The sequence below is a fragment of the Microbispora triticiradicis genome, from assembly GCF_005864065.1.
Classification (GTDB): Bacteria; Actinomycetota; Actinomycetes; order Streptosporangiales; family Streptosporangiaceae; genus Microbispora; species Microbispora triticiradicis.
Window position 1 is genome coordinate 364844 of record NZ_VANP01000001.1, and the last position, 26723, is coordinate 391566.

Sequence of the window (26723 nt, forward strand, 5' to 3'; positions counted from 1 at the left end):
TCAGAAGTCGCGGTGGCGGTCACAAGTCGCGGTGGCGACCGGAGTAGGGATCGTCGTCCTCGTCGGTCCACACGTCGGGCTCGGGCTGGCGCAGCGGCCGATCCGGAAACTGACCGCCGGCCATCGCGCCCGCCGCCACCGTCCCGGCCGGAACCACCGACCCGGCCGGTACCGTCGCCGCCGGAACCAGCGGGACCTGCTCGACCGGCACGCGTGCCGGGGTGGCGCGCCCGTCACCCGGCTCACGGTGCTCCCGGTCCGTCTCCGTCACCTGCTCCGTCTGCGTCCCCTGCCCCGTTTCCAGCGCCGGCTCCGGCTCCGTGTCGGTCGGGGACACGGCGAGGCCATGGCCGGGCAGCGTGATCTCGCCGCTCGTGTCGGGCGTGTGGGCCGCGTCCGAGCCGGACCGGGTGTCGGCCTCCGCCTCCGGTTGACCTCCGCGGCTCTTCGGCGTCGCCAGGATCACGGCGGGGCGACGGGTGGGTGCGTTCCCCCGGCTCTTCGCGGTGGCGACGCCGCCGGCCGTCGCGGCACCGCCGGCGTCAGCTGCGTCCCCAGCCCCGGCGCTCGATCTGCCGATGATGGGCTTCGGCCGGGCGGCGGCGGGTTCTCCGTCTCCCGTGGTGTCGCCGGTCACGCCCTTGCGCCGCAGCCACGCCCCGAGATTGGCGCCGATGAGCAGCAGGACGACGGCGATCGCCACGTACACGCCGAAGTTGAGGCCGCCGAGCGGCAGAAAGGACGACTGGGCGGTCGTCTTGGGCGCCTCGGTCTGCTCCGGCACCAGGACCGGCTCGGTCTGGTCGCTTCCACCGTTCGCCTCCGGCAGTGTGAGCTCCCCGTCCTTCGGCAGTTTGGGCTCGGGGTTCGGCACCGTGGTGGGAAGGTGGGTCTTCGGAGTCTTCGCGGCAGGTGACGTGACCGCCGACTGATCGGGCCTCTTCGACGGCGACGGTGTGGCAGAGGGGCTCCGGGACGCCTTCGGCGCCGGAACCGTCACATAGACGGGGGCGGAGGGGGAAGAGGCGATGGTGCCGCCGACGCCGTCCGCGCGCACCGCGCGCACGCTGACGTCCACCTTCTGCCCGGCCGTCCTGGCCGGGAGCGTGAGGCTCGCCCGGCAGGTGGAGCCGGGGCAGGCGGACTCTACGGTCACGGAGCCGGACTTCCCGGCCTTCGCCGAGGTGATCTCGTACTTCTGGAGGTCGGGCTCGCTGCCCTTCGCCCAGCTGACGAGGACGGTCGTGGCGTTCTTCAGTTGCGCTCCGACGCCGGAGGGAGCCTCGGGCGGACGGCTGAGGACGAAGGTCGAGGTGGCATAGGTCTTGTGCGTGACCTCGCCGAGAAGGGTCACCGTGAAGGTGCCGTTGGGGGCGTCACCCGGGTCGAACGATCCGCTGATCGTCTGGTTCGCTCCCCCGGAGGCGATCTCCTGCCGGGACACGGAAGGGCCCTCGACGAACAGGGACATCTTCACCTGGTACCAGTCCGTCTTGGCGGACACGGCCACCGGGCCGGGCGCCTTGACGACCTGCCCGTTCGAAGGAGACAGGATCTCGCCGTCCGCCGCTGCCGGGGAGGCGCCCGCCAGCAGCGCGAACACCACCGCGATCGGAACGATCAACGCCGCGGTACCAAGCCTGGGAACCCCGGTCACGACGCATCCCTTCGTGGAGAACCGTCCACCCCTGCCTCGGCCGGCCGAAGGCGTGGGGCGACTGAGAGTACGGGGCACTTTATGCCAGCCGCCCCCTCTTGGACGTTATGTCTAAGAAGATGTGATTCTATTGCGACACAAGTAGTTTCATATCGCGGAAGATCTGAAAAGCGCCGCGTGCCGTCCGTCAAGTAAGCCGCTGGTCGACGGCCTCGATTCGCGTGGCCGTGCCGACTACGCCTCGCCGAGTGCCACCACCGTCGTGGGCGGCGACTTGTCCGCCCGCTCACTGACACCCGCTCCCCCCTCATGCCGTCGCACCGGCCGGGCCGGCCGTCGCGGACGCGACAGCCGTCGCCGTGCCGAGGAGCGGCACCTCGAACCGTATGGACACCGCGACCTCCGCGACGCTCTCCGAGATGGCGCAGGACCGCAGGGACGCATAATTGGCCACCGCGATGACCTGTGCCCGGCCACACGCCTCCCCCGGATCGGCGAGGGTCCAGCGGGCGGCGCCGAGCGCGGCGAGGTCCGCGGCGCTCTGCGCCCGGTGCCGCGCGACCCGCGCGAGGCCCACCTGAACGACGACCATCGCCGCCAGCCAGACGACGGCCATCAAGGTGATCGACCAGATGGTCGCCGAGCCCCGCTCCCGGGCAGGACGCCCCACGTCCGCACCGGCGGGCGAGCCCCTCATCGGCGTTCCTGCGTTCCGACGTCGTCCAGGAGGGGCGAGGAGCGGCCGCCACCGTGCGCTTCGCCCGGGCCGGCGTCCCGCTCCCGTCTCGTCAGCGCTCCGGACGTTCTGGGCGCACCCGACGACATGGACAGCGGCGGCAGAGCCGGGGTCGCGGGTCCTGGCGCTCCGCGCGGAGTCGACGGCATGGACCGAGCGGGCGTGCGGTTGGTGGAGCTGAGCGACCCAGGCGGAGTTGTGAACTGGGCGGGCGTGCGGTTGGCAGACCCGAGCGATCCTGGCGGGGGCGGGAGGACACCGGGTTCGGTGTCGGAGACGGCGCTCGCCCTGAGGCGAACCGGGGGCAGGAACGACCTCCACAGCGGCCGGACGGTCGCGGTCACCTCGACCCGGACGGTGCCCGCTCCCGCAGCGACGGACACAGTGGTGTCCGCCGGAGCCAGTCGCAGGACCACCGCACGCACCTGTTCCGGCGCCTCGCCCCGGGCAGCGGCCCGGGCGCCCGCCCGGGCCGCGTCCACACATCGCAGTTGGGCGTCCGTGGCCGCCACCGCCCACAGGGAGGCGGTCAGGACCAGAACCAGTGCCGGAAGCGCGACAGCGGTTTCCGCCGTCACCGAACCGCGCTCCCGCCGGCGCGTCGTCCCGGGCATCTCAGGCGGCCAGCTTCAAGGCCTTCTGGATCAGCGCGGCCAGCATGGACCGCACCTCCGCGCTGGTAACGATCTTGTAGAGGAGTGCGGCGAAGCCGCAGGCGGCGATCGTCCCGACGGCGTACTCGGCGGTGGACATGCCCGCGTCGGCCCTCGTCCTCGCCTGCACCACCCACTGGATGCCCAGCTTCCGCGCCCGGCTCGTGGCCCTTCCGACGGCTCGCCGCATACTCGGCCATCCTCGCTTCGGCCCGGACGCCATGGCCGCGACGACGGCCGGGCCGACGAGCCACGCCCCTCGCCCACAGGCGAGGTCGAGCACCCGCCACACGGCATCGCCGAGCACCGCCCACCGTCCTGAGCGTGCCCGGTGCCGGCCCGCGCCCTCCGCCCATCGCCGCCGGGGCTCGCTGTCCGTCCGGCTCGTCCGGCCGGTCGCCGCCGCGTGCCTGCTCATCGGTCCTCCTGACCCGTGTGGGGCGGCTCGTCCGCCCTCGTCCAGGCCAGGTTGCGGCAGGACGGACGACCACGTTCGGGCCGAACGCGGTTCTGTGGACAACGCTCCCGCCGAGCGCGTTCTCCACAAGGACCGCAGCCCTGCATGAATGCCGATCACGCTGGTCATGACGGCCTCGTCGAACCGCCGCACCCCGCACTGTCCACAGGTGTGGATGGCGATGTCCACAGGCTGTTCACGGCAGGAGGATCTGACCCGCCAGGCCCGCGACCATGGGTATTACTCCGAGGAGGACGAAGGCCGGGAGGAAGCAGAGCCCGAGCGGAGCCACGGCGTGGACGCCCACCCGTCGTGCCGCCGCCGCTGCCGTCGCCCTGGCGGTTCGTCGGGCGTCGTCGGCGAGCCTGGTGAGGACGTCGGCTACCGGCGCGCCGCTCGCAGCGGCACGGACCATGGCCCTGGACAGGGCGGCGAGCGAGGGTTCGGCCGAAAGCCCGGCCCAGGCGTCCTCCGGGGCCGCGCCGAGGCGCAACTGAGCGCCCACCCAGGTCAGCCGCTCGCCCACCGGACCCGGCATCGCGGCGGCGGTCGTCTCCACGGCCCCGCTCATCGGCTGCCCTGCCCGCAGGCAGGCGACCATGAGGTCGACGGCGAACGGGAGATCCGCCTCCATGCGTGCCCGCCGCCGCCCGGCCTCGGCGGGCTCCCGACGACGGACGGCGATGAAGACACCCGAGGCCGCCGCCACTCCTGTCACCAGGCCTGCGGGCCCTCCGACCAGCAGGAAGAGCGCGAACCCCACGGGCAGTGCTACGGCCGCTCCCCGGCGGGACATGCTTTCGCCCTCCGGCGCGCGCGCCATCGCGCCGGCCTCCCCGCGTGTACGCGGCGACGCGATGGCGGCGAGACGCCCGGCGGCCGAAGGACGAGCGGGCCACGCCAGCACGGCCAGCGTCGTCAGAACCCCGGCCAGCACGCAGATCATCCGTCATCGCCCTTCCGCCGGCGGCATGCGTCGCCGCCTCTCCCTGCAGGAACACCCGCTCCCCTGCGCCCGACCCTGTTGCCGGTCAGCGCGGGCCGGAGCCCGGGGGCTCCTCCGCCCGCGCGACGAGCCTGTGGGTCCACCACAGGCCGGCGGCGTCCAGGGCGAGCCCGGCGACCAGGCAGGCGAGACCCGCCGGGCCGCCGAGCAGGAACGACAAGGGGTTCATGCCGAGACCCGCGGCCATCAGCAGCCCGAGCGCGGGCAGGCCCGCCAGCATCCGGGCGGTCGCCCGGGGTCCGGAAAGCTGGGCCGCCACCTCCTCGCGATGCGCCTGCGCCTCCCGCAGCGACACGCACACCCGTTCCACCAGCGCGGTCAGACCACCCCCGGCGGCCACGCTCACCCGCCAGCACGCGGCCAGCCGGACCAGCCCCTCCCCGCCTCGGGCCGGCGCGGCGGCGAGCAGAGCGGCCGCGACGTCACCGCCGTCTCTCGCGGCGGCGACAACCGGGTCGAGCGCCGCGGGGTCCGGCGGCCGCACCGACGAGACGGCCCGCGCCAGGGCGTCACCGGGGGGCCGGCCCGCCGCCAGTTCGGCCGCGAGGCCCTGGCACAGCTCCAGGGACACCGCTCGCCAGGCCGCGGCGGTCGCGCCCGGACGCGGGGGCCTGGCGAGTGCCGTCCACAACCGGCCGGGGGCCCTCGTCCCCCGCCGTGCGCCGGTGAGACGGGCCAGCCGCGCCGCCGCGGGCTCCGGCCCGGCCCACAGCCAGGCGGCGAGCGCCGTGGCGAGCACCGCGACCAGCTCCAAGGGCAGGAACCGGCCGTCAGCGGGCGGCACGTCGGCCTCCCGGCTCCGGGCAGAGGTCCCGCAGCGTGCCGAAGGACGGCCCCCGGCTCACCCGGCCCTCCGCGTCGAAGGCCAGCGCCGGCACCGCCGTCACCAGGCCGGACGGCCCACGTTCGAGGACGCAGACCTCCGCGACCCGGCGCCGGCCGCCACCTGGTTCCCGTACGAGGTGGACGACGAGGTCGAGGGCGGCGGCGATCTGGCTGTGCACCGCCTCCCGGGACAGCCCCGCCGCGCAGGCGAGCGCCTCCAGCCGGGCGGGCACGTCCGCGGCGTTGTTGGCGTGCAGCGTGCCGCAGCCTCCCTCGTGACCCGTGTTGAGCGCCGCCAGCAGGTCGACGACCTCCGATCCGCGCACCTCGCCCACGACCAGGCGGTCGGGCCGCATGCGCAGGGCCTGCCGTACGAGATCGCGCAGTCCCACGCCGCCCGCGCCCTCCAGGTTGGGCGGCCGGGCCTCCAGCCGTACGACGTGGGGGTGGGCCGGGTGGAGCTCCGCGCTGTCCTCGACCAGCAGCAGGCGCTCGTCCGGACCCGCGAGGGAGAGCATGGCGCTGAGCATGGTCGTCTTGCCGGTGCCAGTCCCTCCGGTGACCAGGAACGCCAGCCGCGCCGCCATGATCGCCCGAAGGAACGCGGCGCCCTCCTCCTCGGCGAGTTCCTCCACCGCGAACGTCCGCCGCGACGGCAGCCTGAGGGACAGGCAGGTCCCCTCGGCGGCGATCGGGGGAAGCACCGCGTGCAGCCGCACGCCACCGGCGAGCCGGGCGTCCACGTAGGGGCAGGCGTCGTCGAGACGCCGTCCGGCCGCCGCGGCCAGGCGCTGGGCGAGGCGGCGCACCTCGTCGTCCCCGGAGAACGTCACTCCCGTGCGGCGCAGGCCGTCCCCGTCGTCCACCCACACCTCTCGCGGCCCGTTGACCAGCACATCCGTGACACCCGGCTCGGCCAGCAGGACTTCGAGCGGCCCGGCGCCGATGAGATGGGCACGCAGGGTGCGCGCGACGGCGAGCACCTCGGCGTCGCCGAGCACCGCGCGTTCCGCCCGCAGGGCCGCGGCCACCTGGGCGGCAGTGGGCGCGGCGTGGGCGTGCGACAGCCGTACCCGGACGGCCTCGACCAGGTCGGCGCTCACGCCGGGCACGGTCGCCGGGCCCTCGCGGCTCATCGGCCCTCCGTCCCCGCAGGCGACCACCCGGCCCGGCCGGCGCCGAGCCCGCCCGGCAGCGAGTCGAGCAGATGCGCGCAGAAGCGCCCGAGCGGGGCGCGGCCCAGCGGCGGCGGGTCTCCCCGATCCAGGATCTCGGCCAGTCCGCGTACCTCGGGGAGCACGCCCGCGCACGGAACGGCGAGGGAGGCCGCGACGACCTGGGAGTCCAGCGATCCGGCCCGCATCACCAGGCGCAGGTCGCCCGTCCCGGGGCGCAGCAGCGTCACGGTCTGGGCGGCGGCGAGCGCTCCCCGGAGGTCGGCGGGGACGACGACGATCGTCGCCGCCGCCCTTGTCAGCGCCTCCGCCTCGCCCTCCCCCACATGGCGTGGCAGGTCCACGACGACCAGGTCGCACCCGCGCCGCGCGGCGTCGAGCACGGCGCGCATCGCCTCGCGGGGGATACGCACGGGTTCCCCGCGGTGCGCCGAAAGCACGGTGAGCTCCCCGAAGGTGGGCAGCGCCTCCTGGAGCGCGGCATAACTCACCCGGCCCTCTCGCCCGGCGACGTCGGGCCAGCGGGCGCCCAGCGCCTCCTCCTGTCCGAGGAGCACGTCGATGCCGCCGCCGAGCGGGTCCGCGTCGACGAGCAGCGTGCGGAGCCCGCGACGCGACGCCGTGAGCGCCAGGGACGCGGCGAGGACGGTGGCGCCCGCACCGCCCTTGCCGGCGGCGACGCAGACGACCGTCCCGGCCCGGGTCTCCGGCTCGGCCGCGTCGCCGAACTCCTCGACCAGAAGCCGCTCGGACTCGGGCAGCTCCAGCACGGTGCGCGCGCCCACGGCCACGCACCTGCGCCACATGTCGGGATCGCCGGCCGCCCGCGTGACGACGACCACGTTCGGCCGGGGCGGCGGGCCGGTCACGGCGAGGTCGTCCGCCAGGTCGGCCCCGACCACGACCAGCGGCGCCCGGATCCAGTACGGCCGGGCATGGGCGGCCGCCTGGGCGACGTCCAGTTCGACGCCCGCCGCGGCGGCGATGCGGAGCAGATCGTCGAGGAGTTCCTGATCGTCGGTTACGGCCAGCGGGCGTGGCATCGGCTTCTCCCTGTCGTCCGGGAGCACCACGATGCGGCAGGACCGGAACCCCGGCGGGGCGCGGACCGGGTCCTGTGGACGACGCGCCTCCTGTGGACGACGCCGCGACCATCTCGGACGCGGGGCCACGGCGGAGAGCGATGGGAGACCGATCGGAGAGCGCACGGAGACCGGCCGGAGCCGACTGGAGAAAAAAGGCGACCCCCGCCGGGGGGGATAGCGGGGGTCGCCGTGGGTCCGGCTCTGGGGGGGTAGAGCCGGGCCGTTATTCCGAAAGCTTTAAACACGAAGCCGGGGCGTGGCAAGAGGTCCGCCGCTCCGATGACACAGATGCCGCCTCTGGGGGGAGACGCACCCGTATGCTGCCTGATCGGGAGAGGTAGGTCGAGCCCGCCACCGATTTGAGTAAAATTTTTTCTCCGAGTCAGTGTTACATGTGAACACGCGCAATCGCAACGGTGCGCCAGGGGGCGCATCGCATCACGTGCCCCGCTTCGCCTCATCCTTCACAGGCGTCACAATCAGGAAAAAAGGCCCTAAAGAGGATGAAGCACCATGAAAGTCGCATACTCTCGGTAAAGCTTCCGCGCCCGGGGCTTTCCATCCCGAGGATTCGGACGTAAAAAGGGATTACGGGCCTGAGGGTCCGCGTACCGCATCGGGTACCCACGCGCGACCAGCCGCGGGAGGCGTGTCGAGACGGGCTTGACCCGCTCCGACAAATACGAGGTGCACGCTTGGTAACCCGGTGACGTGTACTTGCGACGGCGTTCCACACCAGGGACGCCGTCCGCTTTGTCGGCCGCCTGAACGCCCGAAACATCCGCGTGCCGGACACCCCCGGAACATCGGCGTGCCGGACACCCCAGAAGATGCGCGGCTCCCCCCCGGCTTCCCCCGGAAAGACGCCGGACTCCCCCGCAAAACAAAAGGGGTCACTCAGCGGGACATGGCCTCGCAGATCGCCGTCGTCTCACGCACCCCGAGCACGACGGCCGTGGCGCAGTGCCGGATCCAGGTCCCGACGCCCTCGCCCGTCCCCTTCAGGTACGACCTCAGGCCCTCCGCGTACGCGTCGCCCAGATCGGCGTGCCCCACCTCGACGGCGGCGAGCGACTTGGGATCGAGACCGAGGCCGACGAGCGTGAGCCGTTCGGCGGCGCGGGCGACCAGGCCGTCGGCGATGCCGAAGGGCCGCAGCACCACCAGTTCGGCGTGCACGATCGCGGCGAGCACGAGCGCGGGCACCGTGGACGAGCCGGTCACGAGCCCGGCCAGCGCCGACATGCGGGCCGCCGTCTCCTCCGGGCCGGGGGCCGGACCGAGACCGAGCGGATCGGCGGTCGTGGGAACCGTACGCGGCCTGCCGGGGTCGGCCGTCAGGCCCGCGGCCGCCAGCGTGTGCAGCCGCGCGAGGACCTGACGCGGGGCCGGCCGCCACGTGGCAGTCAGCCGTCCGAGCTCGGCCGACGCGCGCAGCGCGCCCTGCGCCACCGGGTCGGCCACCTCCCCCGTGCGCAGCTGCTCAAGAGGCACGTCGACGCCTTCGAGCGCGGCGGAGGCGCGGGCCCCGCGCAGCGCCGACTCGGCCGACACCTCGGGACCGCGCCGCCGCAGCACCCGGTGCCGGTAGAGCCGGTCGACGGCCTCCCGGGCCTCCTGTACGGCCTCGGGCACGCCGGGCAGCCCGGCGACGACGGCCAGCGGATCGCTCACAGCCCCCGACCATATCGGCCGGTAGGACGTCGTTCGCCGAGGAGGTGCGCCCGTTCACCGCAGACGCGCGTACGCGATCTCGGCGGGCTTCCCACCTGTCACTAAGTTTGCCGGTCATAGCCCTGTTACCACGGACAACGCGAAGCTACGGCGTGCCTGCCCGGATTACTTGTACTTGACGCCGCTCGCCTGGTGAAGTGGGACACGACATACCCCAGCTTGGCCGAGGCGGCCGAACGAGAGACAACCCGAAGACGCTGTGAAGGAGTACGGAGTGGCCACCGAGACCCCTGGTCAGGAAACCCAGGAGACGCTGTCGAACCTGCTGAGTGAGACGCGCCGGTTCGAGCCTCCCGCGGACCTGGCGTCGGCCGCCAACGTCACGGCGGACGCCTACGAGGAGGCCGCCCAGGACCGGCTCGCCTTCTGGGAACGCGCCGCCGAGCGCCTCACGTGGGCAGAGCGCTGGAACACCACGCTGGAGTGGAAGCCGCCCTTCTCCAAGTGGTTCGTCGACGGCAAGCTGAACGTCGCCTACAACTGCGTCGACCGTCACGTCGAGGCCGGCCGGGGCGACAAGGTCGCCTACCACTGGGAGGGTGAGCCGGAGGGCGACACCCGTACGATCACCTACGCCGACCTGCAGAAAGAGGTCGCCAAGGCGGCCAACGCGCTGGAGGAGCTGGGCGTGCGCAAGGGCGACCGGGTCGCCGTGTACATGCCGATGATCCCCGAACTGCCGATCGCGCTGCTGGCCTGCGCCCGGATCGGGGCGATCCACTCGGTGGTCTTCGGCGGGTTCTCCGCGTCCGCCCTGAAGAGCCGCATCGACGACGCCGACGCCAAGATCGTTATCACCGCCGACGGCGGATACCGCCGCGGCGCCCCGAGCGCGCTCAAGCCGACCGTGGACGAGGCGGTCGCCGACTGCCCCGGCGTCGAGCACGTGCTCGTCGTACGCAGGACCGGGCAGGACGTCCCGGTGAACGAGCGCGACGTCTGGTGGCACGACCTCGTCGAGCGCCAGCCCTCCGAGCACGAGCCCGTGCCGCACGACGCCGAGGACCCGCTCTACATCCTCTACACGAGCGGCACGACCGGTAAGCCCAAGGGCATCCTGCACACCACCGGCGGCTACCTCACCCAGGTCGCGTGGACCCACCACGCCGTCTTCGACCTCAAGCCCGAGACCGACATCTACTGGTGCACGGCCGACATCGGCTGGGTCACCGGGCACTCCTACATCGTGTACGGCCCGCTCGCCAACGGCGCGACCAGCGTGATCTACGAGGGCACTCCGGACACTCCACACCGGGGCCGCTTCTGGGAGATCGTGCAGAAGTACCAGGTCACGATCCTCTACACCGCCCCCACGGCGATCCGTACGTTCATGAAGTGGGGCGACGACATCCCCGCGAAGTACGACATGTCGTCCTTGCGCGTGCTCGGCTCGGTCGGCGAGCCCATCAACCCCGAGGCGTACGTCTGGTACCGCGAGCACATCGGCGCGAACCGCTGCCCGGTCGTGGACACCTGGTGGCAGACCGAGACGGGCGGCATCATGATCAGCCCGCTCCCGGGCGTCACCGCCGCCAAGCCCGGCGCGGCCATGCGCCCGCTGCCCGGCGTCGTGGCCGACGTCGTCGACGACCAGGGCGAGTCCGTGCCGAACGGCGGCGGCGGCTTCCTCGTGGTCCGCGAGCCCTGGCCGGCCATGCTCCGCACCATCTGGGGCGACGACCAGCGCTACATCGACACCTACTGGTCGCGGTTCGAGGGGATGTACTTCCCAGGCGACGGCGCCAAGCGCGACGAGGACGGCGACCTGTGGCTGCTCGGCCGGGTGGACGACGTCATGCTCGTCTCCGGGCACAACATCTCCACGACGGAGGTCGAGAGCGCGCTCGTCAGCCACCCGAAGGTGGCCGAGGCGGCCGTCGTGGGCGCCACCGACCCGGTGACCGGCCAGGCTATCGTGTCCTTCGTCATCCTGCGCGGCGGCGCGGAGGAGAGCGAGGACATCGCCTCCGAGCTGCGCGCCCACGTGGCGAAGACGCTCGGCCCGATCGCCAAGCCGCGGCAGATCCTGGTGGTGCCCGAGCTGCCGAAGACCCGCTCGGGCAAGATCATGCGCCGTCTGCTGCGCGACGTCGCCGAGAACCGGTCGCTCGGCGACGTCACCACGCTCACCGACAGTTCCGTGATGAACCTCATCGCGGAGAAGCTGCCCAGCGCCAAGAGCGACGACTGATCCGCCGGCCCGGCCCCCGGGCGGTTCGGTAATCGGGGGCCGCGGACGGATCATGGAAGGCGTGGACGGAGCCTGCGTCCACGCCTTCTCCGTCCCGACGTTCATGCGGCCCGGCTTTCCTGTGGTCCGGCTTTTCCGCGGCCCCGGCGGAGGCGATTCGCCATGGCGGGGAGACGCCGGATCGCCTTCGGCGTCATAATCCCGCCGCCTGTGGGCAGGTCCCCCGCATGCCCGCCGGGCGGGCTGAGGTTGTCCACAGGCGGGGGTCTTCCTGTTCGCGTGCGCGGACGGAGACGAGATGATGTTTGATAGTCGCAGATAGGAGATCGCTGATGCCCGAGGACGAATCGCTCGGCGCGCTGGTCGCCCAGGCGAGCCATCACATCTCGACCCTCGTACGGTCGGAGATCGAGCTGGCGAAGGCCGAGCTCAAGTTCGACGCGAAACGGGTCGGGATGGCCGCCGGGATGTTCGGCGCCGCGGCCTTCATCGGGCACCTGTGCCTGATCCTGGCCTCGTTCGCGATCGCGTACGGCCTCGTGGCGCTCGGGCTGGCCACCTGGCTCGCCTTCACCATCGTCACCGTGTTCTACCTCCTGATGGCCGGGCTGCTGGTCTTCGTCGGCTACCGCCGGCTCAAGGGGCTGGCCGGGATGAAGCGCACCATGCGGAGCCTGCGTGGCCTCGCGGGTCCCGAGGAGGCGGAGGCGCCGCTGCCGGAGACGGCCCCCGTCCCCGCCATGGCGGCCGAGACTCCCGCACCGCCGCCCTACACCGGCCCGACGGCCGGGCAGGTGGGCGCTCACCGGGAGTCCATCCGCGATGTCCACTGACGAGTCGCTGATCGAGGCCGACGGCCCCTGGACGCACCGGGTCGTATACGCGGGCGGCGTGCGGTTCCACGTGGCGGAGGCCGGAGACGGGCCGCTGGTCCTGCTGCTGCACGGGTTCCCCCAGTTCTGGTGGACCTGGCGGCACCAGCTTCCGGCGCTGGCCGAGGCCGGCTACCACGCCGTCGCCGTCGACCTGCGCGGCTACGGCGGCAGCGACAAGCCGCCGCGCGGCTACGACCTGCCCACGCTGGCCGTGGACGCGGCGGGCCTGGTGCGGGCGCTGGGCGAGACGAGCGCGATCGTGGTGGGTCACGACTGGGGCGGCCTCCTCGGCTGGACCATGAGCGTCCTCGATCCCAAGGTGGTGCGACGGCTGGTCCCGGTGTCGGCGCCGCACCCGCTGCGCATGCGCGCCGCCCTGTTCACCGATCCGCTCGGTCAGCTCAGGGCCAGCCGGTACGGCCTGGGCTTCCAGCTTCCCTTCCTCCCTGAGCGGAAGCTCACGCGGCGGAGCGGCGCCGCCGTGGGGCGGATCATCGACAGGTGGGCCGGACCGCAGTGGCCGGGCGACGGGGCGACCCGCGTCTACCGCGACGCGATGCGGATCCCGACCGTGGCGCACTGCGCCCTGGAGTACTACCGCTGGTTCGCCCGTTCGCAGATCCGCCCGGACGGCTTCCGCTACGCGCGGCAGATGCGCGCCGAGGTCGAGGCCCCAACGCTGCAGATGCACGGCGCGCTCGACCCCTGCGTCCTGCCGCGGACCGCCCAGGGGTCCGGCCGGTTCGTCGCCGCGCCGTACCGGTGGCGGCTGATCGAGGGCGCCGGGCACTTCCCGCACGAGGAACGCCCCGGCCAGTTCAACACCGAGCTGATCTCCTGGCTCGCCGACCCCGAGCCCGACCGCTGATCCCGCCCCGCCGTTCGTGCGTGCCACCCGCGGCCAAGGGCCGGGAACCCTACCCGTGATCTTGCAGAAGATAGTAGAAATGTGCCCTGAAGTGGCCCAACTTCTTGGTTGATCTATCGCGTCCGCCGGGAAGGTCGCTGGTCCTTCGGTCGCCGTGAACCGCCCACGCGCCCTGAGGAGAGACCATGCGTGACCGTGACGAAGCGGGACGTCCCCGCAACGCACGCCCTCGTGACGAGTACGGCAGGCCACTGCCCCGGGGGGCCGAAGGGGTTCCCCGCGTACCCGACGACTACGCCCCCGGCCCGGAGGAGGCGCTGGAGCAGGCCAGGAGCCTGCTCGCCGACGGACGGCCGTTCCACGCGCACGAGGTGCTGGAGGCCCGCTGGAAGACCGGCCCCGACGAGGAACGCGAGCTGTGGCAGGGACTGGCCCAGATCTGCGTCGGTCTCACGCACCTCCAGCGCGGCAACCTCTCCGGCGCCGCCGCCCTGCTGACCCGTGGCTCCGCCCGCCTCGGCGCTTACGGGTCCACCCGGCCCTACGGGCTCGACCTGCGGGCTCTGGCCGTACAGGCCGACGCGATCACGACCGCGATCGACGAGGGAGACGCCGGCGCCGACGCCGCGATCTCCGCGGTCCGCGCCCTCCTGACCCCGGCCGAGCCCTAGAAGCGCGGAGCTCAGTCGCAGCCCTCGGTGCTCACCGGGCCGACCGCGTGGCTGCCGTCCTGGGCGTCGGGCAGGACCTCCTCGGCCGTCATGGCGAAGCCCGTCTCCGGTGTGTCGGTCGCCGCGGCGAAGATCACGCCGAACACCTTGCCGTCCGGGCTCAGCAGCGGCCCGCCCGAGTTGCCCGGCTGCACCTTGCCCCGGATGGCGTAGACCTCGCGCTCGACCTTCCGCTTGTTGTAGATGTCGTACATCTCGGCGCGCTGCTTGACCCTGATCCGCGCGGCGAGCGGGGTGAAGCCCTGGTCCTTCGGATATCCGGCGATGATCGCGCTGTCGCCCCTTCTGGCGACCGTGTCGAAGCGCAGCGTGCCGATCTGGAGGTCGGGGACGAACAGCACCGCGATGTCGCGTTCGGGGTTGTACAGGACCACCCGGGCGTCATGCTGGTCACCGCGGTAGTCGGTCACCCGCAGTCCCTCGGTGACCCCGGCGACGACGTGGGCGTTGGTCATGATCCGCTGCCGGGAGTAGACGAATCCCGTCCCCTCGATGCGCTTGCGGCAACTCGGCGCGGTGCCCTGCACCTTGACGATCGCCCGGCGGGCCCGGACCAGGGAAGGGCTGGCGTTGATCAGGGTCTGGTCCGGCGGCGCCACATTCTGGCCGCCGATGGAGGTGATGACCTGCGGCCAGTCGGAGGTCTCCACGAAGTCCCTGAACGGCTTCTGCAGGGCCCGTACGCCGTCCGGGATGGCCTCGTCGACGGTCTGCAGCACCAGCGAGCCGTTGATCTGCTCCTTGATGAGCGCGAAGCTCATCGAGACCATGAGCGAGCCGATGAGCCAGGCGATGACCAGGACCGACAACCCGCTGGCCACCGACCCGCCGAAGGCGTCGACCATCCGGGCGGGCTCCCAGGTGACGTGGCTGCGGGCGACGGCGCCGATGGTCGAGGACGCGAACTGCCCGATGGTCGCCGCCAGGAAGACGATCACGATCGCCAGCAGCGCCCGCTCGGTGTCACCGCTCACGATCGCCCCGGCCAGCGGAGGCGCGATGAACATCCCCAGAACGGCGCCACCGACGAATCCGATGAAGCTGAAGGCCCCGATGATGAATCCCTGCCGATAGCCGGATACCGCGAAGGCCACAACCAGGCCGATCAGGATGAGATCCAGAAGATCGCCGCTCACAGCTACCACGGTATCCAGCCACGCCATTCGTCGTGCGGGCGTCCCTGGAGTCTCATCGATATCGTGACGACATGGGGGTATCGGAACGGCCACCCGCGGCTGGGGACCGCGACGACGGCGCGCGGGGCCCGGAAGACGCGAAGGACACGGCGGACGCGAAGGACACGCCTTACGAGGCCGCGGGGCGAGGCGACGACGGCGGGGAGCCCGCGCACGAGCTGATCAGGATCGCGCTCACCGACACGGACCCGGACGGGCCGGTCAGGTGGCGGGCGATCACCACGCTGCAGGCGCGGGGCGACCCGGAGACCTTCGCCCTCGCCCGGCGGCTCTGCGTGAGCGCGGACCCCGCCGAGCGGGTGCTGGGAGCCGACATCCTCGGCGAGCTCGGCCGGGACCATCCCTTGAGGGACCGCACGCTGCCCGTGCTCCGCGCGCTGGCGGCGGACGAGGACGATCCGAGGGTGCTCTACTCCGTGCTGATCGCCTTCGGTCATCTGCGCGACGGGAGAGCGCTGCCGTCCGTGATCGACCTCGCGGCGCACGAGCACCCCACCGTCAGGTACGGCGCGGCCTACGCCCTTCCGCATGTCATGGGCGATCCGCCCGACACCGCAGGACTGGCGGCACTGCGCCGCCTGGCGGCCGACGCGGACGAGGACGTCGCCGACTGGGCCGCGCTCGGCCTGTCCCTGAACGGCCTGGCGCCGAACGCCGCGCCCGCGAAGCGAAGCTCAGCCTCGCGCGGCCAGGTCGACGACCTCGGGGGGCAGGTCCTCGATCCGTGAACGGTCCCAGGGCCGCTCGAAACCGGCCGCGGTCAGCACGCCGTCGAGCACGCCGGCGGTGAAACCCCACACGAGCAGGCCCCGTACGCGGAACGCCACGGACGGGACCACTCCGCGCGGGTGACGCAGCCGCAGCCGGTTGGCGGGGTCCACCAGCTCCTCGATCGGGACCCGCTCGACGGTCTCGACCTCGTCGGGAGAGGCCGCGTGCACGGCGCACGGCGTGTGCCACCAGCCGAGCACCGGCGTCACCCGGTTGTCGCTGTGCCAGATGTAGAGCTCGGGCATGGTGCCGACGACCTCGACGCCGGCGGGGTCGAGGCCGGTCTCCTCCCGGGCCTCCCGCAGGGCCGCGCCGACCGGGCCGTCGTCGCCGGGGTCGACGCCGCCGCCGGGGAACGCGGGCTGGCCGGCGTGCACCCGGCCCTTCGAACTGCGCTGGATGAGCAGGACGTCCGGGCCCTGCGGCCCCTCGCCGAACAGCAGCAGGACCGCCGCCGAGCGACCGGCGCCGTTCGCGGGCGGCCGCAGCGCGGTGGGGACAGGGCTGTGCGCGGCCTTTGCGGCGAGCCGGGTCAGCCAGTCGGGAGCCGCGACCACCTCCACCACGACCACCTCCACATCGTCGGGGCGGCCGGGCACGCGAACATGCGCCGGCCGGGTGTGCCGTACAACCATCGGCGTGGGCGCGAACTTCCCGCCGGCCTCCCACCGCTTTCCCGACCGGCTTCCCACCGAGGACGCACCGAAGGCACCAGGACGCACCGGGGAGGCGCCGGGGACGCATCGAGGACGCACCGGGGAGGCGCCGTTCACCGGACTCCCCGCCACCGGGCCCGGAGACGTCAGGAGAACGGGCCCGCCTTCACAAGCTTGCGGGCCTCCTCCGGATCGGTGGGACCGGTGCCGTACGCCGGGCAGAGCTCGGCGAGAGGGCACGCGCCGCAGGCGGGCCTGCGGGCGTGGCAGATGCGGCGACCGTGCCAGATCAGCCGATGGGACAGCATGGTCCACTCCGGCTTCGGGATCAGCTCCCCGACCTCGTGCTCGATCTTGACGGGATCGGTCTCGGCCGTCCAGCCGAACCGCCGCGTCAGCCGCTGGAAGTGCGTGTCGACGGTGATCCCGGGCACGTCGAAGGCGTTGCCGAGCACGACGTTGGCCGTCTTGCGGCCCACGCCGGGCAGCTTGACCAGGTCGGCGAGCCTGCCGGGGACCTCTCCCTCATGGCTCTCGCAGAGGGCCTGCGCCATCCCGATGATGCTGTTGGCCTTCGCCCGGAAGAACCCGGTCGACTTGATGATCTCTTCTAGCTCCGCGCGGTCGGCGCCTGCGTAGTCGGCCGCCGTCCGGTACTTGGCGAAGAGCACCGGCGTGACCATGTTGACCCTCTTGTCGGTGCACTGCGCCGAGAGGATCGTGGCGACCAGCAACTCCAGGGGATTGCCGAAGTCCAGCTCACAGTGGGCGTCGGGGTAGGTCTCGGCCAGGATCCGGTTGATCCGCCGCGCTCGCCGCACCAGGCCCAGGCGGGTCTCGGCCTCGCGTCGGCGCCGTCGCGGGACAGCCGTGTTCACGGCCGGGTTCGTCGCCATGCCGCAAGCGTAGGCCCTCCGGCGACCGTCCACCTCCCGTCCCGCCGGGTCGACCGCCTTGTCATACATGCCGCATATGCTGCCTGTATTTGCCAATTTGTCCGTACGCAGCGCAATACACTGTGCCCGTAGGGGGACGGCCGGCCGCCCGAGCCGGTCGAGCGCGGGATGGGCGTAAGAATAGGTTTCGCGAAGATTGTCTAGTTTCGCCAGGCGCGACGCACACGACTGTGAGCCGGGGCCGGCGCTCGTACGACGCAACAGGACACCCCGTAATGCGCCGGGAAGGGTGTGGGTCACAATGGCTAGCACGGAGCCGGCGACCGAGCGCGCCCGCAGCAAGGAGGCACCGTGAGCACCGAGGAAGTACTGAGCAAGGCGCCGCTGTTCTCCGCGCTCGACCGCGAGAGCGCCGCGGCGCTGCGTACGAGCATCACCGAGGTGGAGCTGCCCAAGGGGCGCACCCTCTTCAGTGAGAACGAGACGGGCGACCGGCTCTACGTGGTGCTCGAAGGCAAGATCAAGCTGGCGCGCACGGCCCCCGACGGCCGGGAGAACCTGCTCAGCGTGCTCGGCCCGGGCGAGATGTTCGGCGAGCTGTCGCTGTTCGACCCCCGCCCCCGCACCGCCTCGGCGATCGCGCTGACCGACGTCCGCCTGGCCGGGCTCGGGCACGACGACCTCCGCCCGTGGCTGACCGGGCGGCCCGAGGTCGCCCTCCACCTGCTGCGTGCCCTCGCGCAGCGGCTGCGCCGCACCAACGACGTGCTCGCCGACCTCGTCTTCACCGACGTGCCCGGCCGGGTCGCCAAGCAGCTTCTCGACCTCGCCGACCGCTTCGGGCACAAGACCGACGACGGCATCCGGGTGCACCACGACCTCACGCAGGAGGAGCTGGCCCAGCTCGTGGGCGCCTCGCGCGAGACGGTCAACAAGGCCCTCGCCGACTTCGCCCAGCGCGGCTGGCTGCGCATCGAGGCCAAGGCCGTCGTGATCATGGACAGGGAACGGCTCTTCAACCGCTCCCGCTAAAGAGTGGTCTTGAGGTAGTCGAGCTGGGCCGCGACCGACATCTCGGCGGCCGGCCACAGCGCCGGGTCGACGTCGGCGTAGATCATCTCGACGATCTCCCGCGCGTCCCTGGCGCCCCTGCGGATCGCCTCGCGGACCTGCTCCAGCCTCATCCGGCGGTGCACGACGTACGCGTTCAGGACCCCGGCGGGATCGGGCAGGACGGGGCCGTGGCCGGGCAGCAACGCGGTGGCCTCCAGCATCTCCGCGCCCTGTCTGAGCCGGTCCAGGCTGCGCAGGTAGTCGCCGAGGTCCCCGTCGGGGGCGATCGTCGTCGTCCCCCGGCCGAGGACGGTGTCTCCGGTGAGCATCGCCCGGTCGCCGGGCAGCCAGAAGCACAGCGAGTCGAACGAGTGCCCCGGCGTGGCGACGACCCTGACCTCCACGTCGCCCGCCGTGACGACGTCGCCGTCGTCCAGGCCCTCCTCGCCCAGGCGGTGCCGGGGGTCGAGCGCCCGCACCGGAGCGCCGAGCAGGCGCGCGAGCGGGCCCGCCCCCTCGCTGTGGTCGGCGTGCCCGTGCGTGAGCAGTACGGCCGTCACCCGGCGGCCGTCCACCCGCTCGGCGACCCGCCGCAGGTGCGCCTCGTCGTCCGGCCCGGGATCGACGACCAGTACGGCGTCCGCCCCGCCGACGATCCACGTGTTGGTGCCGTCGAGGGTCATCGGCGACGGATTGGGCGCCAGCACGTTCACGGCGGTCGCCGTACCCGCGCCGTCCGGGCCCTCCGCGCCGTCCAGGGGAATGCGCAGGCCGCTCACGCGCCCGCCCTCCCCGCCTCGGGGATCTCCTCGGGGATCACCAGCACCATCCGGCCGTCCACCTCGGCGGGTGCGGGCATGATGGTCGTGATCGACCGGGAAGAGGACAACACATCGCTGATCGTCTCGAAAGCGGCGATCTCGGTCAACGTCCGCAAGGTCGGCGGCATCAGGAACGCCGTACGGTCCCGCGCGGCTGCCAGGGCGTCCCCGGGCCGCACCCACGCCACCTCGGCCGCCTCGCCGCCCACGTCACGCGTACGCTGACCGGACGGCAACGCGGCCACGAAGAAGCGGGTGTCGAACCGCCGGGTCTCCATGACCGGGGTGATCCAGTGTCCCCACGCCTTGAGCAGGTCGGACCGCAGCACCAGCCCCCGCCGGTCGAGGAACTCGGCGAACGACAGCGTGCGCGCGATCAGCGCGAGGCGGTCGGCCTCCCAGTCGTCGCCGGTGGTGTCGGTCACCACGGTCCGCGGGCCCGGCCCGGCGAGGAGCACGCCCGACTCCTCGAACGTCTCGCGTACGGCGGCGCAGACGAGGCCCCGCGCCGTGCCCTCTCCAGTCCCCAGGAGCGCACCCCACTCGGCGGGCGAGGGACCGGCCCAGGCCACGGCCTGGTCGGCGTCCCTGGGGTCGACCGACCCGCCGGGGAACACGTACGCGCCGGCCGCGAAGGCCATCGTCGCGTGCCGCCTGAGGAGATACACCTCAAGGGGGTCGTCGCGGAGCAGCACCACCGTGGCCGCGTCACGGGCCGGGACGGGAGCCAGACGGCCGGCCAGGATCTCCCGCGCCCGCTCGCCGAGATGACCCGGCAGCGGAAACCCCATGGAGCCCTCCCAACCAGAACAAGGATCGGTCCGACCGGCCCCATGCTCCCGTACGCCGTCCCGTGACCGCAATCGACGGGTCTCCGACGCGCCACCCCGCGGCGGTCAGCGGACCTCCGCGACGACCTCCACCTCCACGGCCGCGTCGAGCGGCAGGACCGCCACGCCGACCGCGCTCCGCGCGTGCCGCCCCGCCTCGCCGAACACCTCGCCGAGCAGTTCGCTCGCGCCGTTGACGACCTGCGGCTGCCCGGTGAAACCGGGAGCGCTCGCGACGAACCCGACCACCTTCACGATCCGCACGACCTGCGACAGATCGCCGACGAGGGACCGGATGGCCGCCAGCGCGTTGACGGCGCAGATCCGCGCCTGCTCCTTCGCCTCCTCGGGCGAGACCTCCGCCCCGACCTTGCCGGTGACGCTCAGCTCGCCCTTCACCAGCGGAAGCTGGCCCGAGGTGTGGACGTGGCCGCCCGTCCGTACGGCCGGCACGTACGCGGCCAGCGGAGGCACGACCTCGGGCAGCGTGATCCCGAGCTCGGCGAGGCGCTCCTCCGGAGTGGCCATCACTTGGGCCGCTTCATGTAGGCGACCAGTTGCTCCGGGTTGGGCCCCGGGATGACGGAGACGAGCTCCCACCCGTCTTCACCCCAGTTGTCCAGGATCTGCTTCGTGGCATGGGTGAGCAGCGGCACCGTGACGTATTCCCACTTGGTCATGGGCAAAGGCTATCGAGGCACAGCCTCTCCGCGCTCGGGGACGACCGGCGCGAATCGGCAGGTGAGCCTTGGGTAGCCTTCCTCACGTGGGCGAGTGGAGCAGGCACGCCGACGGGAACTACCGCGCGACGATCCGCGGAGGCGATCTCGCCGGCCGGCCGGAGGAGGCACGGTGAGTCAGCCGACCAGCAGGCGCGGCGGAGGCGGGGAGACCCGTGACACCGACTGGGACGGCGTGCGCCTGCACGTGGTGAGCGGCAAGGGCGGCACCGGGAAGACGACGGTCGCCGCGGCGCTCGCGCTGGCCCTCGCGGCGGGCGGGCGCAAGGTCCTGCTCGTCGAGGTCGAGGGACGGCAGGGCATCGCCCAGGCGTTCGATCTCCCTCCGCTGCCGTACGAGGAGCGCAAGATCGCGGTGGCGCCCGGCGGCGGGGACGTGTACGCGCTGGCCATCGATCCCGAAGAGGCCATGCTCGAATACCTGGAGATGTTCTACGGCATCAGGCGGGTGGGCAAGGCGCTGACCCGCATCGGCGTGGTCGACTTCGCCACCACGATCGCCCCCGGCCTGCGGGACGTCCTGGTGACGGGCAAGACGAGCGAGGCCGTACGGCGCCGCGACAAGCTGGGCCGGAGGGTGTACGACGCGGTCGTCATGGACGCGCCGCCGACCGGCCGCATCTCCCGCTTCCTGAACGTGACGCAGGAGGTCGCCGGGCTCGCCCGGGTCGGCCCGATCAAGAACCACGCCGACCTGGTGAGGGGCGTCCTCGCTTCTCCGGAGACGGCGGTCCATTTCGTGACGCTCCTGGAGGAGATGCCGGTCCAGGAGACGCTGGACGGCGTCGCGGAACTCCGGGAGACCGGGCTGCCGGTCGGCGGGGTGTTCGTCAACATGGTGCGCCCGGCCCTGCTGCCCGCGCGGGCGCTGAAGGCCGCCGCCGAGGGCCGGTTCGACGCCGCCGAGATCGCGCTCGGCCTGAAGGCCGCCGGGCTGGCCGACGCCTCCGCCGGCGCCTCGGCCATCGCCGAGGCGCTCGCCGAGGAGGTCGCCGAGCACGCCCTGCGGGCGGAGCTGGAGAAGCGGGAGCGCGCGGAGCTGGAGGAGGCCGGAACGCCGCGGTACGACCTGCCGCTGCTGCCCGACGGCGCCGACCTGGCCGGACTCTACGAGCTGGCCGACGCGCTGCGCGCCCAGGGCGCCGTGTGACGCCCGCCGACCGATTTCCCGCCCACCGACTGAGAGGCTGAGCTGTGACCAGGACGGCGCCCGCGCTGGACATCGACGCGATTCTGGACGACCCGGACACCCGGATCATCGTGTGCTGCGGCTCCGGCGGCGTCGGCAAGACCACGACGGCCGCGGCCCTCGGGCTGCGCGCCGCCGAGCGCGGCCGCTCCGTGGTCGTCCTGACCGTCGACCCCGCCCGGCGGCTGGCCCAGGCCATGGGCCTGACCGAGCTCGACAACACGCCCAGGCGGGTGGACGGCGCCGACGGCGGCGGGGAGGCCGGCGGCGAGCTCCACGCGATGATGCTCGACATGAAGCGGACCTTCGACGAGATCATCGAGGCGCACGCCGATCCGGAGCGGGCCGAGCAGATCCTGACGAACCCCTTCTACCAGTCCCTTTCGTCCAGCTTCTCCGGGACGCAGGAGTACATGGCGATGGAGAAGCTCGGCCAGCTCCGCCGCTCGAACGAGTGGGACCTGATCGTGGTGGACACCCCGCCCTCGCGGTCGGCGCTCGACTTCCTCGACGCGCCGGAACGGCTCGGCCGGTTCCTCGACGGGCGGCTCATCCGCATCCTCACGGCGCCCGCCAAGGCCGGCGGGCGCAGCGCGTTCAAGCTGCTCAACGCGGGCTTCGGCGTGGTCGCCGGCATCCTGACGAAGGTGATCGGGGCCCAGGTGCTCCGGGACATCCAGTTGTTCGTCACCGCGCTCGACGCCGTGTTCGGCGGATTCCGCCAACGGGCCGAGCAGACGTACCGGCTGCTCCAGGCGCCCGGCACCGCCTTCCTCGTCGTCGCCGCGCCCGAGCGTGACGCGATGCGCGAGGCGTCCTACTTCGTCGAGCGGCTCGCCGAGGAGCGCATGCCACTGGCCGGGCTGGTCGTCAACCGGGTGCACCGGTCGCCGGCGCCCTCGCTGTCCGCGGCCCGGAGCTCCGCCGCCGCCGAGGACCTGGAGGCCCGGGGCGAGCACGAGCTGACCGCGGCCGTACTGCGGCTGCACGCCGGAAGGATGCAGCTCGCCGCACGGGAGCAGCGCCAGCGGGAGCACTTCACGTCGGCCCATCCCACGGTGCCGATCGCGCAGGTGCCCGCGATGCCGGAGGACGTGCACGATCTGGCGGGACTTCGCCAGATCGGGCAGCTCCTCGCGTCGTGACGTCCGGCGCCCCTCGGGGAGGAGGCCGGCCGCCGGTCAGCCGGCGATCAACTCGTTGGTCCGCTCGTACTCCTCTTTGGCGGACTCGAGCAGGTCCCGCCAGGACTCCACATCGGGCCGGCGCCTGAGCAGCGCGCGGCGTTCCCGCTCCGTCATCCCGCCCCACACCCCGAACTCGATGCGGTTGTCCAGCGCATCGGCGAGGCATTCGGTACGGACGGGGCATCCACGGCAGATGAGTTTCGCCCGGTTCTGGGCGGCGCCTTGCACGAAGAGCGCGTCAGGATCCGCACCTCGGCAGGCGGCACGGGAGGTCCAATCCGTGATCCACATGTGCGACCCCACTCCCCTTAGGTGGTCAGTCGTTGTTTCGGCCGACGGGCGCGGGCGTCGGGCCTCCTGTATTGCAGTAGCCGCAGAGGAGAACGTACGCAACGAAACGATCGATCCGACATACCCCGGGGGGACCAAATTCGTACATGGTCAAGTCAGGCCATGTGGCCGGGAATGACTAGTCCCCCCCTCCCCGGGGTAATGCCGAGCCGTGAGGCCGATGCCTGGTGAGGCACCAAACGGACGTACCCTTGGTTCCGTGCAAGCTCACGGTAAAACACTGGCATCTCGGTCAGCCGCCGTCCTGCGCCTCGTGGGCGCCGCGGGAGTCGCGGGCGTGCTGGCGGCGGCGATTGCACTACCCGCCGTGGGCGGGGCGGGCGTTTCGGTCAAGTCCGGTATCGAGACCCTGAGCCTCAAGCCGGCCGACCTCGACGAACCGCCACTGCCCGAGAAGACCGTGCTCCTCGACGCGGACGGCAAGCCGTTCGCCCAGTTCTACTTCGAGAACCGGGAGTCGGTCCCGATGGACCGCATCGCCCCGATCATGCGGAAGGCGATCGTGGCGATCGAGGACTTCCGCTTCTACGAGCACGGCCCGCTCGACCTGGAGGGCACGACCCGCGCGCTGGTCAAGAACATCACCACGGGCGGGGTGACCCAGGGCGGTTCGTCCATCACCCAGCAGTACGTGAAGCAGGTGCTGTTCAACAAGGCGGAGACCGACGAGGAGAAGGCCGCCGCCGTGGCGCCGACCGTGGGGCGCAAGCTCAACGAGATCCGGTACGCCATGACGATGGAGCAGAAGTACAGCAAGGACGAGATCCTCAACCGGTATCTCAACATCGCCTACTTCGGCGCCAGCGCGTACGGCGTCGAGGCCGCCTCCAAGCGCTTCTTCGGCAAGCACGCGTCCGAGCTCACTCTGGCCCAGGCCGCGACGCTGGCGGGAGCCGTACAGGACCCGAACGCCACCGACCCCAACCGGGGCAAGACGTTCCGGGACCGGCTGCTGGCCCGGCGCAACGTCGTGCTCGACCGGATGGCCGAGTTGAAGATCGTCACCGAGGCCGAGCGCGACGAGGCCAAGAAGAAGAAGCTGGGGTGGAAGGACAAGGAGATCCCCGGCGGCTGCGAGGAGAGCGGCTACCCGTACTTCTGCCTGTACGTGCGCAACGAGATCCTCAACGACCCGCAGTTCGGCAAGTCCAAGAAGGCCCGGCAGGACTTCCTGGCGCGAGGCGGCCTGACGATCAGGACCACGCTCAGCTCGAAGATGCAGAAGGCCGCCGAGAAGGCGATCAAGAAGTACGTCCACCCCTCCGACAAGCCGGTCGCCTCCGAGGCGCTGGTCGAGCCGGGCACGGGCGCCATCAAGGCGATGGCCGCCAGCCGGAAGTTCGGCACCAGCAAGAAGAAGAACGAGATGTCGATCAACGTCGTGGCCGACGCGCTGCACGGCGGCGGCGCCGGCTTCCAGGCGGGATCGACGTTCAAGGTCTTCACGCTGATCACCGCGCTGAAGGAGGGCTACAAGTTCAACGACGGCCTCAACACCGGCGCGACCTTCCAGGCCAGCGGCCCCTCGGCGTTCAAGGACTGCAACGGGAACCTCGTCGGCGACCCCCGGGGCGTCCAGCACAACTCCGAGGGCGGCAGCGGCGGGTTCCTGACCCTGCAGACGGGCACCTGGAAGTCGGTCAACACCTTCTTCATGGCCCTGGAGCAGCGGGTCGGGCTCTGTGACGTCGTCAAGACCGCCAAGGACCTCGGCATCAAGCGGGCCGACGGCGGCAAGCTGCGCGAGTTCCAGACGTTCACGCTCGGCTTCAACGAGATGGACCCCGTGACCGTGGCCAGCGCCTACGCGGCCATCGGGGCGCGCGGCAAGTACTGCAAGCCCATGGCGATCACCGAGATCACCGACCGCTTCAACAAGGTGACCTCGTTCAAGCCGTCCTGCAAGCAGGCCATCGAGACCGAGGTCGCGGACGCGGTCACGCACATCCTGGCGGGCGTGTTCACCAAGGGCACCATGTCCCCCGTCGGCGGCATCGGCCGGGACGCCGCGGGCAAGACCGGCACCGGCGACCAGTCCCGCACCGTCTGGTTCGCCGGCTTCACTCCCGACCTCGCTGGCGCCGTCAGCCTCGGTGACCCGCGCGGCCCGATGCGGTACCCGCTCCCCGGCCAGGTGATGGGAGGCCGGACGTACGGCTCGGTCTTCGGCGCCACCATCCCGGGACCGATCTGGAAGGCGACGTTCCTGTCGGCGCTCAAGGGCGTGGATCCGTCGTCGTTCACCAATCCGGACATGTCGCGGTTCGGCGGCTGCGCCCACCAGTGCGCGCCCCCGCCCAAGCCCAAGTCGGAGCCCGGCGGCCATGGCGGTGGTCCCGGCGGTGACGGCGGGCGCGGCGGCGGCAACGGCCGCGGGCCGGACCGGCCGTTCGGCAACCAGCCGTTCGACCCCTTCAACTGAGGTCTTCGACCGGCTTCCCTTCCCATGGGCCGCTCCTCTCCAGAGGGGCGGCCCATCGGCGTACGGGGACTCTCCGGTCTCCCGGGCGCTCAGGCGGAGGCCGCCCGGCCCGGTGTCGCGGAGGTCAGGCGGAGAGACGGGCGCGTACGGCCTGGGCGACGCGGCCGCCCTCGGCCCGGCCCGCGACCTTCGGGTTCAGGACCTTCATGACCTGGCCCATCGCCTTGGGGCCCTGTGCCCCGCTCTCCGCGATCGCCTCGTCGACGAGCGCGTTCAGCTCGTCGTCGCTGAGCTGGGCGGGGAGGTACTCCTCCAGCACCGCCTGCTCGTCCAGCTCCGCCTGCGCCTGCTCGGCCCGGCCGGCGCCCGCGAACGCCTCGGAGGCCTCGCGGCGCTTCTTGGCCTCACGGGTCAGGATCTTGACCACCTCGTCGTCGCTGAGCTCGCGGGCCTCCTTGCCGGCGACCTCCTCGACGTTCACGGCCGCCAGCGCCATCCGGATCGTCCGGAGGCGCACCTCGTCACGAGCCTTCATCGAGGCCGCGAGGTCGGCCTTCAGCTTGTCCTTCAACGCACTCATGCGTCCCATCTTGCCGTGCCGGGGGCCCGGTCTTCGCC

General features: G+C 72.2%; 27 protein-coding genes. 9 read left to right on the plus strand and 18 right to left on the minus strand.

Annotated features, from left to right (window positions below; translation table 11 throughout):
* Positions 1-19 precede the first annotated feature (19 nt).
* From FED44_RS01805 to FED44_RS01845, 9 genes are all read right to left on the minus strand, one after another.
* A complete protein-coding gene (locus tag FED44_RS01805) occupies positions 20-1657 on the minus strand; it encodes a hypothetical protein (protein ID WP_138459520.1) in 1638 nt (545 codons plus the stop codon).
* 307 nt (positions 1658-1964) lie between these two features.
* The gene (locus FED44_RS01810; protein WP_138459521.1) at positions 1965-2354 is read right to left on the minus strand and encodes an Rv3654c family TadE-like protein; all 390 of its coding nucleotides are present in this window, start codon (positions 2352-2354) and stop codon (positions 1965-1967) included.
* Positions 2351-3007: a TadE family type IV pilus minor pilin gene (locus FED44_RS01815; RefSeq protein ID WP_138459522.1), complete on the minus strand. Its 657-nt coding sequence runs from the start codon at positions 3005-3007 to the stop codon at positions 2351-2353. Before FED44_RS01815 ends, FED44_RS01810 begins: the two co-directional genes overlap by 4 nt.
* A 1-nt stretch (position 3008) precedes the next feature.
* Positions 3009-3464 (minus strand): DUF4244 domain-containing protein, encoded by a 456-nt coding sequence (locus FED44_RS37005; protein ID WP_244301659.1) that lies wholly within the window; start codon positions 3462-3464, stop codon positions 3009-3011.
* A 235-nt stretch (positions 3465-3699) separates the two neighbouring features.
* The gene (locus FED44_RS01825) at positions 3700-4449 is read right to left on the minus strand and encodes a type II secretion system F family protein (protein ID WP_244301660.1); all 750 of its coding nucleotides are present in this window, start codon (positions 4447-4449) and stop codon (positions 3700-3702) included.
* Positions 4450-4534: 85 nt separating this feature from the next.
* Positions 4535-5293 (minus strand): type II secretion system F family protein, encoded by a 759-nt coding sequence (locus tag FED44_RS01830; protein WP_244301661.1) that lies wholly within the window; start codon positions 5291-5293, stop codon positions 4535-4537.
* Complete coding sequence (locus FED44_RS01835; RefSeq protein WP_111700487.1) at positions 5280-6470, minus strand: TadA family conjugal transfer-associated ATPase; 1191 nt, start codon at positions 6468-6470, stop codon at positions 5280-5282. Before FED44_RS01835 ends, FED44_RS01830 begins: the two co-directional genes overlap by 14 nt.
* On the minus strand, positions 6467-7552 hold the full coding sequence (gene ssd, locus FED44_RS01840; protein ID WP_138459523.1) for a septum site-determining protein Ssd: 1086 nt from the start codon (positions 7550-7552) through the stop codon (positions 6467-6469). Before ssd ends, FED44_RS01835 begins: the two co-directional genes overlap by 4 nt.
* Positions 7553-8491: 939 nt before the next feature.
* The gene (locus FED44_RS01845; protein ID WP_138459524.1) at positions 8492-9268 is read right to left on the minus strand and encodes a Fic family protein; all 777 of its coding nucleotides are present in this window, start codon (positions 9266-9268) and stop codon (positions 8492-8494) included.
* Between the two features lie 274 nt (positions 9269-9542).
* Between FED44_RS01845 and acs the strand changes: the two genes are divergently transcribed.
* The 4 genes from acs (at position 9543) to FED44_RS01865 (ending at position 13933) form a co-directional block, all read left to right on the plus strand.
* A complete protein-coding gene (gene acs, locus FED44_RS01850; protein WP_138459525.1) occupies positions 9543-11519 on the plus strand; it encodes an acetate--CoA ligase in 1977 nt (658 codons plus the stop codon).
* Between the two features lie 332 nt (positions 11520-11851).
* Positions 11852-12352: a phage holin family protein gene (locus tag FED44_RS01855; protein WP_111700483.1), complete on the plus strand. Its 501-nt coding sequence runs from the start codon at positions 11852-11854 to the stop codon at positions 12350-12352.
* Positions 12342-13262 (plus strand): alpha/beta fold hydrolase, encoded by a 921-nt coding sequence (locus tag FED44_RS01860; RefSeq protein WP_111700482.1) that lies wholly within the window; start codon positions 12342-12344, stop codon positions 13260-13262. Before FED44_RS01855 ends, FED44_RS01860 begins: the two co-directional genes overlap by 11 nt.
* A gap of 185 nt (positions 13263-13447) precedes the next feature.
* A complete protein-coding gene (locus tag FED44_RS01865; protein ID WP_138459526.1) occupies positions 13448-13933 on the plus strand; it encodes a DUF309 domain-containing protein in 486 nt (161 codons plus the stop codon).
* Between the two features lie 11 nt (positions 13934-13944).
* Here the strand turns inward: FED44_RS01865 and FED44_RS01870 are convergent, their stop codons facing one another.
* Complete coding sequence (locus FED44_RS01870; RefSeq protein ID WP_182872935.1) at positions 13945-15129, minus strand: MarP family serine protease; 1185 nt, start codon at positions 15127-15129, stop codon at positions 13945-13947.
* 71 nt (positions 15130-15200) lie between these two features.
* Between FED44_RS01870 and FED44_RS01875 the strand changes: the two genes are divergently transcribed.
* Positions 15201-15917, plus strand: a complete 717-nt coding sequence (locus tag FED44_RS01875; protein WP_138459527.1) for a HEAT repeat domain-containing protein — start codon at positions 15201-15203, stop codon at positions 15915-15917.
* Here FED44_RS01875 and FED44_RS01880 read toward each other — a convergent pair.
* A complete protein-coding gene (locus tag FED44_RS01880; protein WP_244301662.1) occupies positions 15864-16559 on the minus strand; it encodes an NUDIX hydrolase in 696 nt (231 codons plus the stop codon). The genes FED44_RS01875 and FED44_RS01880 overlap by 54 nt on opposite strands.
* 203 nt (positions 16560-16762) lie before the next feature.
* Complete coding sequence (gene nth, locus FED44_RS01885) at positions 16763-17512, minus strand: endonuclease III (protein WP_138459528.1); 750 nt, start codon at positions 17510-17512, stop codon at positions 16763-16765.
* A 351-nt stretch (positions 17513-17863) separates the two neighbouring features.
* Here nth and FED44_RS01890 point away from each other — a divergent pair, with 351 nt between their 5' ends.
* Positions 17864-18544, plus strand: coding sequence for a Crp/Fnr family transcriptional regulator (locus FED44_RS01890; protein ID WP_111700476.1), 681 nt, complete (start codon positions 17864-17866; stop codon positions 18542-18544).
* Here the strand turns inward: FED44_RS01890 and FED44_RS01895 are convergent.
* From FED44_RS01895 to FED44_RS01910, 4 genes are all read right to left on the minus strand, one after another.
* The gene (locus FED44_RS01895) at positions 18541-19344 is read right to left on the minus strand and encodes an MBL fold metallo-hydrolase (protein ID WP_222867862.1); all 804 of its coding nucleotides are present in this window, start codon (positions 19342-19344) and stop codon (positions 18541-18543) included. The genes FED44_RS01890 and FED44_RS01895 overlap by 4 nt on opposite strands.
* Positions 19341-20177 carry an NUDIX hydrolase gene (locus FED44_RS01900; RefSeq protein WP_167521358.1) on the minus strand — a complete coding sequence of 279 codons (837 nt, stop codon included), beginning with the start codon at positions 20175-20177 and terminating at the stop codon, positions 19341-19343. Before FED44_RS01900 ends, FED44_RS01895 begins: the two co-directional genes overlap by 4 nt.
* 105 nt (positions 20178-20282) lie before the next feature.
* Positions 20283-20744 carry a RidA family protein gene (locus tag FED44_RS01905; protein WP_138459529.1) on the minus strand — a complete coding sequence of 154 codons (462 nt, stop codon included), beginning with the start codon at positions 20742-20744 and terminating at the stop codon, positions 20283-20285.
* A complete protein-coding gene (locus FED44_RS01910; RefSeq protein ID WP_076440089.1) occupies positions 20744-20896 on the minus strand; it encodes a DUF4177 domain-containing protein in 153 nt (50 codons plus the stop codon). Before FED44_RS01910 ends, FED44_RS01905 begins: the two co-directional genes overlap by 1 nt.
* A 172-nt stretch (positions 20897-21068) precedes the next feature.
* Between FED44_RS01910 and bagA the strand changes: the two genes are divergently transcribed.
* Positions 21069-22106, plus strand: a complete 1038-nt coding sequence (gene bagA / locus FED44_RS01915; protein ID WP_165900647.1) for an ATPase BagA — start codon at positions 21069-21071, stop codon at positions 22104-22106.
* 44 nt (positions 22107-22150) lie between these two features.
* The gene (gene bagB, locus FED44_RS01920; RefSeq protein ID WP_111700474.1) at positions 22151-23290 is read left to right on the plus strand and encodes an ATPase BagB; all 1140 of its coding nucleotides are present in this window, start codon (positions 22151-22153) and stop codon (positions 23288-23290) included.
* Between the two features lie 36 nt (positions 23291-23326).
* Here the strand turns inward: bagB and FED44_RS01925 are convergent, their stop codons facing one another.
* The gene (locus FED44_RS01925; RefSeq protein ID WP_030506755.1) at positions 23327-23623 is read right to left on the minus strand and encodes a WhiB family transcriptional regulator; all 297 of its coding nucleotides are present in this window, start codon (positions 23621-23623) and stop codon (positions 23327-23329) included.
* 313 nt (positions 23624-23936) lie between these two features.
* On the opposite strand from FED44_RS01925, the gene FED44_RS01930 reads away from it, so the two are divergent.
* Positions 23937-26105 carry a transglycosylase domain-containing protein gene (locus tag FED44_RS01930; RefSeq protein WP_316246841.1) on the plus strand — a complete coding sequence of 723 codons (2169 nt, stop codon included), beginning with the start codon at positions 23937-23939 and terminating at the stop codon, positions 26103-26105.
* A 124-nt stretch (positions 26106-26229) separates the two neighbouring features.
* Here the strand turns inward: FED44_RS01930 and FED44_RS01935 are convergent, their stop codons facing one another.
* Positions 26230-26685, minus strand: a complete 456-nt coding sequence (locus FED44_RS01935) for a GatB/YqeY domain-containing protein (RefSeq protein ID WP_111700472.1) — start codon at positions 26683-26685, stop codon at positions 26230-26232.
* Positions 26686-26723 lie beyond the last annotated feature (38 nt).

What these genes read in the sequence shown, in the direction of transcription:
- FED44_RS01810 (WP_138459521.1), bottom strand. Translation starts at nt 2,354, where the DNA reads ATGAGGGGCTCGCCCGCCGGTGCGGACGTGGGGCGTCCTGCCCGGGAG.
- FED44_RS01815 (WP_138459522.1), bottom strand. Translation starts at nt 3,007, where the DNA reads ATGCCCGGGACGACGCGCCGGCGGGAGCGCGGTTCGGTGACGGCGGAA.
- FED44_RS37005 (WP_244301659.1), bottom strand. Translation starts at nt 3,464, where the DNA reads ATGAGCAGGCACGCGGCGGCGACCGGCCGGACGAGCCGGACGGACAGC.
- FED44_RS01825 (WP_244301660.1), bottom strand. Translation starts at nt 4,449, where the DNA reads ATGATCTGCGTGCTGGCCGGGGTTCTGACGACGCTGGCCGTGCTGGCG.
- FED44_RS01835 (WP_111700487.1), bottom strand. Translation starts at nt 6,470, where the DNA reads ATGAGCCGCGAGGGCCCGGCGACCGTGCCCGGCGTGAGCGCCGACCTG.
- ssd (WP_138459523.1), bottom strand. Translation starts at nt 7,552, where the DNA reads ATGCCACGCCCGCTGGCCGTAACCGACGATCAGGAACTCCTCGACGAT.
- FED44_RS01855 (WP_111700483.1), top strand. Translation starts at nt 11,852, where the DNA reads ATGCCCGAGGACGAATCGCTCGGCGCGCTGGTCGCCCAGGCGAGCCAT.
- FED44_RS01860 (WP_111700482.1), top strand. Translation starts at nt 12,342, where the DNA reads ATGTCCACTGACGAGTCGCTGATCGAGGCCGACGGCCCCTGGACGCAC.
- FED44_RS01865 (WP_138459526.1), top strand. Translation starts at nt 13,448, where the DNA reads ATGCGTGACCGTGACGAAGCGGGACGTCCCCGCAACGCACGCCCTCGT.
- FED44_RS01875 (WP_138459527.1), top strand. Translation starts at nt 15,201, where the DNA reads ATGGGGGTATCGGAACGGCCACCCGCGGCTGGGGACCGCGACGACGGC.
- nth (WP_138459528.1), bottom strand. Translation starts at nt 17,512, where the DNA reads ATGGCGACGAACCCGGCCGTGAACACGGCTGTCCCGCGACGGCGCCGA.
- FED44_RS01900 (WP_167521358.1), bottom strand. Translation starts at nt 20,177, where the DNA reads ATGGGGTTTCCGCTGCCGGGTCATCTCGGCGAGCGGGCGCGGGAGATC.
- FED44_RS01905 (WP_138459529.1), bottom strand. Translation starts at nt 20,744, where the DNA reads ATGGCCACTCCGGAGGAGCGCCTCGCCGAGCTCGGGATCACGCTGCCC.
- FED44_RS01910 (WP_076440089.1), bottom strand. Translation starts at nt 20,896, where the DNA reads ATGACCAAGTGGGAATACGTCACGGTGCCGCTGCTCACCCATGCCACG.
- FED44_RS01925 (WP_030506755.1), bottom strand. Translation starts at nt 23,623, where the DNA reads ATGTGGATCACGGATTGGACCTCCCGTGCCGCCTGCCGAGGTGCGGAT.
- FED44_RS01935 (WP_111700472.1), bottom strand. Translation starts at nt 26,685, where the DNA reads ATGAGTGCGTTGAAGGACAAGCTGAAGGCCGACCTCGCGGCCTCGATG.